The sequence below is a fragment of the Arenibacterium halophilum genome, from assembly GCF_005938225.1.
Taxonomy (GTDB): domain Bacteria; phylum Pseudomonadota; class Alphaproteobacteria; order Rhodobacterales; family Rhodobacteraceae; genus Arenibacterium; species Arenibacterium halophilum.
The window spans coordinates 108,203-119,540 of record NZ_VCPC01000007.1 but is presented as its reverse complement, the minus strand read 5'-3'; the positions used below and the strand labels follow the sequence as shown (position 1 = coordinate 119,540).

The window sequence follows — 11,338 nt, the reverse complement described above, 5'->3', positions numbered from 1 at the left end:
GGTGTAGAAGCCAGGGATGCCGCAACCGCCAGCACGCATGCGCTCGGCCAGGGTGCCCTGCGGGTTGAACTCAAGCTCCAGCTCGCCGCTGAGGTATTGGCGCATGAACTCGGCGTTCTCGCCGACATAGGAAGAGATCATCTTCCTGACTTGTCGGGTCTGCAAAAGGATTCCGATCCCGAAATCGTCGACGCCAGCGTTGTTGGAGGCGAAGGTGAGATCCTTCACGCCGCTCTCCTTGATGGCCTCCAACAGCAGTTCGGGGATGCCACAAAGGCCAAAGCCCCCAGCGGCAATCAGCATGTCATCGCGCAAAAGCCCGTCGAGGGCCTCGGATGCGGTGGCGTAGACTTTCTTCATGCGGCGACCTCCTTCAGTCCCAGTATCCTTCTGGCCTGGCTCCATGTGGCCACTGGGCGTTCGTATGTCTCGCAGAGCTCGACCACCCGGCGCACCAACGCTGCGTTAGATGGTGCCAGCGTGTTGCGATCAAGCCGGACATTGTCCTCAAGCCCCGTACGGGCATGACCACCGGAGGACACGGCCCAGTCGTTCAGCGTCGATTGCTGGGCACCTATCCCGGCCGCGCACCAAGGTGTGGCTTCTCCAAAAAGTCGCTTGACGGTCTTGATGTAGAAATCGAACACGTCGCGGTCGACCGGCATGGCGTTTTTCACGCCCATGACGAACTGCACATAGGGTGTGTCCTTGATCCGCCCGTCGGCATGCATCTTCGCCGCCTGAAAGATGTGGCTCAGATCGAAGGCCTCAATCTCCGGCTTCACCTCGTGCGCCTTCATCTCGGACGCGAGCCAGTCGACCAGATCGGGCGGGTTTTCATAGACCCGCGTGGGGAAGTTGTTCGACCCTACCGACAGGGACGCCATATCAGGTGCTAGCGGCAGCATGCCGCCGCGTGCGTGGCCTGCACCTGACCGACCGCCAGTGGAAAACTGGATGATCATGCCGGGGCAGTGTTTCTCCAACCCTTCTTTCAGGCGTGCGAACTTCTCGGGATCGGAGGACGGCGTCTCGTCATCGTTGCGTACATGGGCATGAACGATGGAGGCACCGGCCTCGAACGCTTCGTGCGTGCTTTCGACCTGTTCGGAGACGGTAATAGGGACTGCCGGATTATTGGCCTTGGTCGGCAAAGACCCAGTGATGGCGACACAGATGATGCAGGGATCAGACATCGAAGAACACCGTTTCGTTCTCACCCTGAAGCTGAATGTCAAAGCGGTAAGTGGGCAGGCCGTCCGTTTCACTGCGTTCGGCGATCAGGGTGGCGCGGCGGTGTTTCCATTCGATTAGATTTAAGACCGGGTCGGCGGTATTCGCTTGTGCCTCGTCTCCGAAGTACATTCGGGTGTTGAGCCCGATATTGATGCCGCGCGCGACGATCCAGAAGTTCAGGTGCGGGGCCTGTGTGCCCACGTTGCGGCCTTTGGTTGTCCCGGGCTTCACCGTTTCGAATGACCACTCACCCGTCTCGAAATCGGAAATGACCCGACCCCAGCCACGGAAGCCATCTTCGACGTCGCCACCGCCTTCGGGGTGGGCGTAGTGCCCCTCGGCATTGGCCTGCCATACTTCGAGCAGTACGTCTTTGATCGGTGCGCCCATGCCGTCGATCACGCGGCCTTCGACGCGGATGCGTTCGCCCTTCGCGTTCCGGCCGGTGATGTCGTGACCCAACTCCTGGCGGTAGATGTCAAATCCTGCGGCACCTGGTGCCAAGCCGATATGGACGTAGGGACCGGCGGTTTGGGAGGCGGATTCTTTCAGGTAGGCGAGTTCTTGAGGCATGTTTTTTCTCCTGTTGACGCGTTTCCGAACCGACAAACCGGTTCCCTTTTTTGCTGGAAACGCTTCAGTTCCCCTCCAGACGGTTTTCAAATAGTGTCGAGCGGCGACCGCGAAGCACGATGTCGAACTTGTAGGCAATGCTGTCGAGCGGGACTGTCGCGTTCAGGTCGAGCTTGGCGGTGAGTTGTTCGATGGCGCCTGTATCCGGGATCGTCTGCACAATCGGGCAGATCGGGATCAGCGGATCGCCTTCGAAGTAGCACTGGGTGATGAGTCGCTGCACAATGCCCGAGCCGAAGACCGAGACGTGGATGTGGGCCGGACGCCAGTTGTTGACCATGTTGCGCCAAGGATAGGCGCCAGGCTTGACTGTGCGGAAGAAGAAATACCCGTTGACATCCGTCAGGGTGCGCCCACAACCGCCGAAATTGGGGTCGATGGGGGCAAGGTAGGTGTCCTTCTTGTGGCGATAGCGCCCGCCTGCATTGGCCTGCCAGATCTCGACCAGCGTGTTCGGGACGGGACGAGCGTTTGCGTCCAAAACCCGACCGTGCAGAACGATCCGTTCGCCGATCGGGCTCTCATCGGCCTTGGCGTAGTTTGTCAGCAGATCGTTGTCGCCGGCGTCGATGTCATTGTGGCCAAAGCGCGGCCCGGTGATTTCAGAGACAGAATTCTGCAATGAGATCATCGAGTAGCGCGGGCTGCGCGCCACGGACGTCTTGTAGTTCGGCGTAAAGGCCGCGGGCTGTATGCTCCGGTCGCGTTGGTAGAATTCTCCGGGTTGGGTCATGTGGTCTCCTCCGTTTCGGCATAGGTCGCCTTGGCAAGCTTGATCGCGTGATTGGCTTTGGGCACACCGGCATAGATGGCGACATGCAGAAAGGCCTGGATGACGTCCTGCTTGCTCGCGCCGGTGTTGGCCGTCGCACGGATGTGCATCGGGATTTCCTCAAAATTGCCAGTCGCCGCCAGAAGCGCCAGCGTAAGCATCGAGCGTTCCCGGCGTGAGATCGTGTCATCGGCCCAGACCGTTCCCCAGGCCCCTTCGGTGATCAGGGTCTGAAACGGCAGATCGAAGGGCGTTTTGGCGGCCTCAGCACGGTCGACATGGGCATCGCCAAGCACAGAACGGCGGGTTTGCATGCCTCGATCAAAACGGTCGTCCAACATGTAATGCTCCTGTGCGTCAACTGTGGGGTCCAATTTACTTATAATTTTTGTTTTCGAATATTGATATTATTCGCCAAACTGATACCATTTTGTTTATGAATTGGGATACTCATCTCAGGCTGCGACACGTGCGTTGTTTTCTTGAAATCGCGCGCGCCGAAAGCGTTTCGGTTGCGGCAGACCGGCTCAACATCACACAACCAGCTGTCTCGCGGAGCTTGAGGGAGTTGGAGGATATTCTCGGGGCGCAATTGTTTGATCGCGCCGGACGGGGCTTGCGATTGAACGAAGCCGGACGGATGTTTCAAAGCCATGCAGCGGCCTCAATGACGGAACTCATGCGTGGGTATGATCGGCTGGTAAAGGAAGGGGGTGCGACGATCCGGCTTTCGGTGGGAGCCTTGCCGACCGCATCCACAGATCTGCTTCCCCGGGCGGCCCTTCGATTTCGCGAGGAAGCTCCGAATGTCCGGCTCCACATCCTGACCGGGCCAAACTGGCTGCTATTCAACCAGCTGCGCGACGGAACACTCGATCTTGTCGTAGGACGAATGCCGGAAGGCGAAACGTCATCAGGCGTGACATTCCAGCAGCTTTATATCGAAGATGTCGTGCTGGTTTGCCGCCCGGACCACCCAATCATTGCCGCGAGCAACCCCGAAGTGGAAATCAGACGATTCCCTCTTATTCTTCCGCCCAAGGGTGCCGTGATTTTCAGTACAGTTGACCGATATCTGTCCAGCATCGGTTTGCCCGAGATGCGCGGTGATATTGAAACCGTCGCGCTGCCTGCAGGAAGAAAGATTGTCCAGTCCTCCAACATGCTCTGGTTCATTTCGCGTGGGGTAGTGGCAGAGGAAGTGAGGCTGGGAACACTGATTACTGTGGACCTTGCCTCACCGCTCTTATCCGGGCCTGTGGGCATCAGCGTTTCGCGCTTCGCCCCGCTTAAGGTTGAACGGAATGTGCTCGCAGATTGCCTTAGAGCATCCACCGACGAGCTTGTCGCCCTCCAGATGCGCCCCGGATCGCAGCGTCACTGTTGATGCTGTGGCTTCGCGACGACGTTGAGGGGTCAATTGTGTCCGCCTTCCAAAGAGGACACAATCTATCACTAATAATGCGGTGCCGTTCAGTCAGATCGGACGCCTAAGAACTGCCTCGGAAACGCAAAGCGCGGTTGGGAAAAACAGTTTGCAGCAGTCCAACTTCAATCAGAGCTTCACGTCAGTATAGCAATCGCAAGAGAACCAACGTGATCGATGGGAACATGACCAAGATCGCTGTCCGAATCAAATCGGACATAATGAATGGGACGACACCCTTGAACGTCGACGAAAGTGGCGTCTCGTTCGCCATTGAATTGATCACAAAAAGGTTCATACCTACCGGCGGCGTTATCAACCCCACTTCGACAACAATGAGGACTAAGATTCCGAACCACAGAGCAAATTCCTCGGAACCCAATCCATAGTCGAGCACTGTAACAATCGGGAAAAAGATCGGGATGGTAAGAAGAATCATGGACAAGGAATCCATAACGCATCCTAGTACCAGGTAAATACACAGAATAAGAACCAGCACTGCCCACGGGTTTAATCCCAATTCTACGACCCAGTTTGCGAGCTCTACAGGAACATGGCTCAGCGCCAAGAAGCCATTATAGATACTAGCGCCGAAAACAATAAAGAAAATCATTGCGGTAGCTGACGCAGTCGAGAGAATTGATTCAATAAGAGTCTTCCAAGTAAGCCCACCATTAACGAGTGCAAGTAGCCCTGTTCCGGCTGCTCCGACCGCTGCCCCCTCAGTCGGCGTAAACCAACCGGAATAGATACCCCCTACAACTGCAAGAAATATTACAAGAACCGGCCAAACATCTAAAAGAGAACGAAACCTTTCTTTGTAGGGAGCACGTTCACGCGACCCTGCGGAATCGGGAAAGATCCGAACATAGATTGAGATAGCGATAATATAGCCAACCGCTGCAAGTAGCCCTGGTACAAACGCCGCGACGAATAGTTTTGCAATATTTTGCTCAGTCAGGATGGCATAAATAACAAGGACAAACGACGGAGGGATGAGAATTCCTAGTGTTCCGCCAGCCGCCAACGTACCAGTGGCCAGCTTTCCAGAGTATCCATATCGGCGTAGCTCTGGCAGGGCCACTTGACTCATTGTGGCTGCCGTGGCCAAAGACGATCCACAGATCGAACCAAAACCGGCACAAGCTCCGATAGCAGCCATCGCAACCCCGCCTTTCTTATGCCCCATCCAGGTTTCAGCCGCTTTGAACAGCGCTTGTGACATGCCGCCCAAAGTGGCGAACTGTCCCATAAGCAAAAACAAAGGCACAATCGATAGTGAATAACTGGAAAAAGTCGAGTACGTCTCATTTTTCATCTTGGACATGATGGGTAGCCAACTTCCGGTGACCAAGTATGATCCGACAAATCCAGCTATCAACATCGACAAGCCGATGGGAATACGTAGAAAAATCATGATCAGCAGAACAGGAAACGACCATATTCCGATTTCAAGGATACTCAATGAACTGCTCCTGAACCAAGGTTGGTGTTAGTTTTTCCGGTCAGCAACTCGACAGCTCTGACTATCACGAGGTAAATCGCCACGACACAGGCCACGACCATTGCAGAAAAGCAGGCCGCATAAGGCCACCACGTTGGCATTTCCAGGATAAAGGTGGTGTCGCCATACCGGAGCTTGCTGGCCATTCCGTCCCATAGTTTCCAGGTCATAACGAATATGGCCAAAGCCATCAGTGTCTCAGCAATAAGATTGATCCAACGATTTATCCTTGCTGACAGGATATTGGTGAACAGATCGACGGTCGCATGCCCTCGTTGGACCTGACACCACGGGAGAAAAGCACACACAGCAAAGCCGACACCGGCCTCGACAAGCTCAAAATCTCCTTTGATAGGGCCTAGTCCGACACCAATCAGCGAGCGCCCGATAATGGACGTACATGTCAAAACAGTAATACCGAGCAAAACAATGCCACCCAGTATCGCCACTGTTTTCGCCAGTTGCTCAAAAAATCGATCTACCGTCATTTGCACCCCTCCCATCGGCGTAAATATGAATTTCAAGAACCGGCTCACGGAGAAAGTCCGGTCAATATCATATGCCAAACTGTTGTAATCAGGTGCGTCGCCGCACCTGATTACAACGCAACAGCTTATTGTTATTATTGCGCAGCGGTGTATTTCGCGATGAGTGCTTCCGCCTCGGCGATCAAAGCCTTCCCGTCATAGCCCTTAGCATCCATATCCATTGCCCAATTGTCATAGACAGGCTGTGCAGCTTCCCTCCAAATAGCGGTTTGCTCAGCATCTAGAACCACTAGTTGGTTACCAAGAGTTGCTGCGGCGGCCTTGCTGGGTGCTACGTTTGCTTCTTGAACTGAACCAGCAAATCCCGAAAACTCAATGTCAGAATTGTCGTCAATCACTTTTTGCAAATCGGCGGGAAGGGAGTTGTACGTATCTTTGTTCATGGCGAACAAGAAAGTCGCAGTGTAAAGTGCATTCCCGGTAAATTCAGTATGGTTATGAACCAACTCTGGCACCTTTAGACTGCTTACAACGCCCCAAGGCAATGTAGCGGCGTTGATCACGCCTTTTGAAAGGGACTCGGGCACCGCTGGGACCGGCATTCCAACTGGAGAAGCCCCAAGTTCTTCGAGCAGCATGTTAACTGTCCGAGAGGCCCCCCGAATTTTCATGCCATTCAGATCCTCCAAAGAATTGATGGGTTTGTCCGAGTGAAAAAGCCCAGCATCATGCACCCAAGCCCCCAATACATGCACATCCTTAAATTCATGATCAAGCATCGTTGAATTGACCATGCTCCAAAATGCGCGCGACCCGACTTCCGCATTTGGCAGAATGAAAGGAAGTTCAAAAACTTCAGTTCGCGGGAACCGACCAGGCGTGTAGCCGATTACTGTCCAGATAATGTCGACTGCACCGTCTGTGACTTGTTCGATCAACTCAGGGGGACTGCCACCGAGTTGCATTGAAGGATAGCGTTCAATCTTGATCCGACCGCCAGAGTCCCGCTCCACGTTGTCAGCCCATACGTCCAGCACGTTTTTGGGCACGTGGGCCTGGGCAGGTAAGAACTGGTGCAGTTTGAGGGTGAACTCTTGCGCCGTAGCGCCAGTACCTGACACCAATGCTCCAGCCACCCCGACAACAGCCGCAAGTACAGCCGACCTAAACGAAATTTTCTTCATGGTTCCTCCCAGTTTGATTTTGCTCTTCGGCGACCGCCATTCGTGTTGACAACGCTCCGAGCGCTTCATGCTATTGTTCGATTTTCGAACATGTTATCTATAGCGAACACTATTGATTCCGAGAACGGTTGTCAATGCAGTCAACCTGACAGGGATGTGGCTCAGTGATACGCCAAAGTGAGGACATGCTCGGCATCGCTGTACGGCTCTGGTATTTTTGGCAGATGCGACTTCTAGTATTAATAGTAAACTAATGATAAATATTATATAATTTTCCGATTCAGTCCGCAGGTCTAGACGTCGGTGCGGTAGAGTTAAGCGTTCCGGCGCAGGCTCCCGACTGCGATCTCAGATCCATCACGATCGAAAACCTTCAGCTTACAGCGCGCGTGTGCCCAACTGCGCGCGACCGTGATCGGCGCGCCGCCCTTGCGCGAGGGTCGTGTCAGTCGGTCGTAGCCTGCATATCCGTCAAGCTGCAGAATACAGTCGAATCCCTGCGATATCTGCTCGGCATGGACCTCGAGGCAGCGTGGCTGTAAAGTGAAGATCCCGCTATGCGGGTTATCGTCGCCTCGTTCCCTGTCATCACGCACCAAGGCCCAGAAGTAGCCAGTCTTGGCCCGGCCACGGCCCGGGTTCAGGACAGGTGCCGCGGTCTCGCCATGAAGGGCTTTCCGGATGGCATAAGATGCTCGATTAGTCGATCAATCACAGGGCCGAGGTAGAAGGTTGCGGTGCCGTGCCCGAGTTGGATCACGACCGCGCTTTGAGTGATCGGGATCACCACCTCCTGCGCCGGCATCTCCGGCTTTGTCCTTTCTTGGCGGCCTTACGGACGACGAGGGGTGCGAAGACCTGATCGTCACTTTCGGCGGCGGGCAGAATCAGCTTGCTTTGATCGACCAGACACCACCATCTTGAAAGTGGGTTCGGATAAGTGGCATACCATTCTACCACGGAACACTTGCTTGCGGCCGGCTCCAACGTCCCGGCCTACGCGCGAGCCTTGGCGGCATCGGTCCACCGCCAATGACCCGGCGCGTAAAACTCGACGCCTAACGAGATGGGAACATCGCCTACTTTGCCATAGAGATGACGGAGAAGATGTGTTACTCCCCAAAAGCTTGGCATTCGGATTCTTGTTTTGCCTCAGACTTTTGAGTAGTTGTTTGAAGCTCGAACTCTAATAGGTAGACAAATCCCAATGACCGATGATGAAAGCTCCCCGCAACCTGCATCTTCGAAAGATCGCGCCCCAGAAGGCATGGCTGGCCTGGCCAAGGGCTTGGCGATTATCGAGGCCTTCGGGTCAAGTCATGAACATCTTACGGTCGCAAGCGCAGCGGCCGTCGCTGGGATCTCACGCGCCAGTGCGCGGCGATGTTTACTGACCCTTACGGATGCCGGATATCTATTTAGACAAGGGTCAAAGTATAGACCAACTCCTAGAATGCTGCGACTCGGCGCTGCCTACTACGAGTCTGCATCATTACCGCAACTGGCAGAAACATATCTCGAAGCAGCACGTGATAGGTTGAATGAATCAATCTCACTGGCAATTCTCGAGGACGGTTACGCTGTGTTTGTTGCCCGCGTCGAAGCGGAACGGATAATCTCTAGCCTCGCCAAATTGGGCGGTCGATTGCCAGCATACGCGTCTGCGACGGGTCGCGTACTGTTGGCAGCGCAATCTATAAAAACGCTCGACGAGTACTTGGACACAACTAAGCTTCTCAAACTCACGCCCGCAACAATAGTAGATAGAGAGCGGCTTCGCGAACGCATTGAAAAGGTAGGACACGATGGCTACGAAATTACTATCAACGAGTTGGAGGAAGGCATGGTTTCCATGGCTGTGCCTGTAATGGACAACCATCAAAATACAGTGGCTGCAATGAGTATGAGTGCCTCCAGTGCCAGAATTTCCACAAATCAATTGCGGAAGGATTTCCTACCAATTTTGCAAATTTTTGCGAGCAGGCTTTCGCAATCACTCTGAGCAGTCACTCTTGGAATTTCTGTTAGACGTCCTAGAACTTTCCAACCCATGGCAACTCACCTGAGACATGAGTCGGGTGTAAGACACAATCACACTGCCATTTTAGACAAACCCGGAATATTCATAGAAAGTCTGAAAAACCTCGCGCACTGAGCGGCATGGGGTAGAGTTGCGGGGACGATAGAGGTACCCGCCGATGCCCAAGCAGCCCGCCTTTCCAGGCCTCCGCCAATCGATGAAGAAGAAACAGACGCGGCGTGAGAAGTTCCTCGCGGAGATGGATGCGGTTGTGCCGTGGCTGCGGTTGTTGACGCTGATTGCTCCGCACTACTCGAAGGTCGGACCAAAGGGTGGACGGCCGCCGATGCCGCTGGAAACGATGCTGCGCATATACTTCCTCCAGAACTGGTATGCGCTCAGCGACCCGATGGCCGAGGAGATGCTGTATAACAGTGACGCCATGCGCCAGTTCGTGGGCATTGAGCTTGGGGACGACCGCATCCCGGACGAGACGACGATCCTGAATTTCCGCCACCTGCTGGTGACGCATCAGCTGACCGAAAAGCTGTTTGTCGAGGTGAACACTCACCTTGCCGATCAGGGTATCACGCTTCGCTCCGGCACATTGGTGGATGCGACGATCATCGATGCGCCGTCCTCGACCAAGAATGAGGCGAAGGCGCGCGATCCTGAGATGTCGTCGACAAAGAAGGGTAACGACTGGTATTTCGGAATGAAGGCGCATGTTGGCGTCGATGCTCAGAGCGGCATCGTGCACAGCTTGGAGACCACGACGGCCAAGACCCATGACAGCCAGGTCTGGGACGACCTTCCACACGGCAAAGAGACATCGGTCTGGGCTGGCAAGGGGTATATCAGCGCCACGCGAGAGACGGCATTCTCCGGGGTCGGCAAGTTCTGGGGTGTGATGCGCAAGGCACCAAGGGGCAGTGGACTGCACCCCATCAATGAAGACATCAACCGGATCATCGCCAAGGTGCGGGCCCGGGTTGAACATCCCTTCCGGGTGATCAAGCGCCAGTTTGGCTACATCAAGACCCGTTACCGTGGTCTCGCCAAGAACCGCGCGCAGCTCTTTACGCTATTCGCCCTAGACAACTTGTTTCTTGTTCGACGAAAGCTGATGGCATGAGGCGGACTCTGCCCAAAAACAGTGGCGTGGAGCCTCAGGGCTGCCGATTCTGTCGCTACGAGCCCAAAATCCGTCCCCGTCTGCAAAATCAAAACCCGATTGCCCGTAAATCGGGGCAGCCCAGACGGTAGATCAGACGTTCCTCATATCCTATCCAACAGCAGAGAGGAGTTTTGGAATGGCATTGTCAAGCAATTGCCTTTTTACGCTTTCTGTCAATTTTCCATCTTGCTGGAATGCACCCGCGGCGGTGCCAAGCCGGATGTGCTGAGAAATTACATTCGCTCCAAGAGTAACGAATAACTGTTGGAGAGCAGGATGCCCACGAACAGACCCGACTCCGCGCGAAGAAGCCCCGCAAATGGCAACAGGTTTGCTTTTGAACGCAGTGTCGTCCGGTCCACTTGTGAGCACTAACCATCCAATCAAATTTCGTAATATCGATGAATATGCGCCAGTGTATTCATCTGAACCTATGAAAAACCCATCATGTGCCCGCAGCAACTCGCGGAACTTGATCACTTGCTCCGGCACTTCGGCTGTTGTCGCGCTCGCCCCATCAACGTTCGGCGCATCAAAATCTGCAAGATCAACGAGCGTAACAGAGATCCTACTAGGCTCGCATGATTGCCCAAGTTCCGCCGCTGATTGCGCCAGTTTAGAATTGACCGATTCTTTTCGGCTACTTCCCGCGAAAAACAATAGCTTGCTCATATCCGGTCTCCAACATTTCTGGACAAGTTAGACATCTTTGGCGTTTCGGAGCGCAAAGCCCACTTAGGTCCGCCCTAGAGCCGACCTCCGGGTCGGTCTGTCTCGCCCATCGCGTCTCCCGCCCCAGTTCAAAGAGGTCTTGACACCAAAATATGCTCGTGTAAAGACTAAAAGTACGATATTCGAAACTTGTTCGCTATTCGAACGTCAACATAAATGGGAGACA

The 11,338-nt window shown here is 54.5% G+C and carries 12 protein-coding genes and 1 pseudogene; 3 read left to right on the top strand and 10 right to left on the bottom strand.

Annotated features, from left to right (window positions below):
* From FGK64_RS21240 to pcaC, 5 genes are all read right to left on the bottom strand, one after another.
* The coding region (locus FGK64_RS21240; RefSeq protein WP_138865871.1) for a CoA transferase subunit A at positions 1 to 360 on the bottom strand (360 nt) is incomplete at its 3' end.
* Positions 357 to 1,196, bottom strand: a complete 840-nt coding sequence (locus tag FGK64_RS21235; protein ID WP_138865870.1) for a 3-oxoadipate:acetyl-CoA acetyltransferase — start codon at positions 1,194 to 1,196, stop codon at positions 357 to 359. The genes FGK64_RS21240 and FGK64_RS21235, both read right to left, overlap by 4 nt.
* Positions 1,189 to 1,809, bottom strand: a complete 621-nt coding sequence (pcaG, locus tag FGK64_RS21230) for a protocatechuate 3,4-dioxygenase subunit alpha (protein ID WP_138865869.1) — start codon at positions 1,807 to 1,809, stop codon at positions 1,189 to 1,191. Before pcaG ends, FGK64_RS21235 begins: the two co-directional genes overlap by 8 nt.
* Positions 1,810 to 1,873: 64 nt before the next feature.
* A complete protein-coding gene (gene pcaH / locus FGK64_RS21225) occupies positions 1,874 to 2,602 on the bottom strand; it encodes a protocatechuate 3,4-dioxygenase subunit beta (RefSeq protein WP_138865868.1) in 729 nt (242 codons plus the stop codon).
* Positions 2,599 to 2,982: a 4-carboxymuconolactone decarboxylase gene (pcaC, locus tag FGK64_RS21220; RefSeq protein ID WP_246057872.1), complete on the bottom strand. Its 384-nt coding sequence runs from the start codon at positions 2,980 to 2,982 to the stop codon at positions 2,599 to 2,601. Before pcaC ends, pcaH begins: the two co-directional genes overlap by 4 nt.
* 128 nt (positions 2,983 to 3,110) lie before the next feature.
* Here pcaC and FGK64_RS21215 point away from each other — a divergent pair, with 128 nt between their 5' ends.
* The gene (locus FGK64_RS21215; RefSeq protein ID WP_171054179.1) at positions 3,111 to 4,028 is read left to right on the top strand and encodes a LysR substrate-binding domain-containing protein; all 918 of its coding nucleotides are present in this window, start codon (positions 3,111 to 3,113) and stop codon (positions 4,026 to 4,028) included.
* A 181-nt stretch (positions 4,029 to 4,209) separates the two neighbouring features.
* Here the strand turns inward: FGK64_RS21215 and FGK64_RS21210 are convergent, their stop codons facing one another.
* The 4 genes and pseudogenes from FGK64_RS21210 to FGK64_RS21195 all read right to left on the bottom strand — a co-directional run.
* Positions 4,210 to 5,532, bottom strand: coding sequence for a TRAP transporter large permease (locus FGK64_RS21210; RefSeq protein ID WP_138865866.1), 1,323 nt, complete (start codon positions 5,530 to 5,532; stop codon positions 4,210 to 4,212).
* Positions 5,529 to 6,107, bottom strand: a complete 579-nt coding sequence (locus FGK64_RS21205; protein ID WP_246057870.1) for a TRAP transporter small permease — start codon at positions 6,105 to 6,107, stop codon at positions 5,529 to 5,531. Before FGK64_RS21205 ends, FGK64_RS21210 begins: the two co-directional genes overlap by 4 nt.
* A gap of 86 nt (positions 6,108 to 6,193) precedes the next feature.
* The gene (locus FGK64_RS21200; RefSeq protein ID WP_425456651.1) at positions 6,194 to 7,234 is read right to left on the bottom strand and encodes a TRAP transporter substrate-binding protein; all 1,041 of its coding nucleotides are present in this window, start codon (positions 7,232 to 7,234) and stop codon (positions 6,194 to 6,196) included.
* Between the two features lie 326 nt (positions 7,235 to 7,560).
* Positions 7,561 to 7,985: pseudogene (locus tag FGK64_RS21195) on the bottom strand (IS66 family transposase); the annotation flags it as partial.
* A gap of 465 nt (positions 7,986 to 8,450) precedes the next feature.
* Here FGK64_RS21195 and FGK64_RS21190 point away from each other — a divergent pair.
* Together FGK64_RS21190 and FGK64_RS21185 are read left to right on the top strand one after the other, a co-directional pair.
* The gene (locus tag FGK64_RS21190) at positions 8,451 to 9,245 is read left to right on the top strand and encodes an IclR family transcriptional regulator domain-containing protein (RefSeq protein ID WP_138865864.1); all 795 of its coding nucleotides are present in this window, start codon (positions 8,451 to 8,453) and stop codon (positions 9,243 to 9,245) included.
* A 196-nt stretch (positions 9,246 to 9,441) separates the two neighbouring features.
* Positions 9,442 to 10,398 (top strand): IS5 family transposase, encoded by a 957-nt coding sequence (locus FGK64_RS21185; RefSeq protein WP_138865863.1) that lies wholly within the window; start codon positions 9,442 to 9,444, stop codon positions 10,396 to 10,398.
* 150 nt (positions 10,399 to 10,548) lie between these two features.
* On the opposite strand, the gene FGK64_RS21180 is transcribed toward FGK64_RS21185, so the two are convergent.
* Positions 10,549 to 11,112, bottom strand: coding sequence for an NADPH-dependent FMN reductase (locus tag FGK64_RS21180; protein WP_138865862.1), 564 nt, complete (start codon positions 11,110 to 11,112; stop codon positions 10,549 to 10,551).
* Between the last annotated feature and the right edge of the window lie 226 nt (positions 11,113 to 11,338).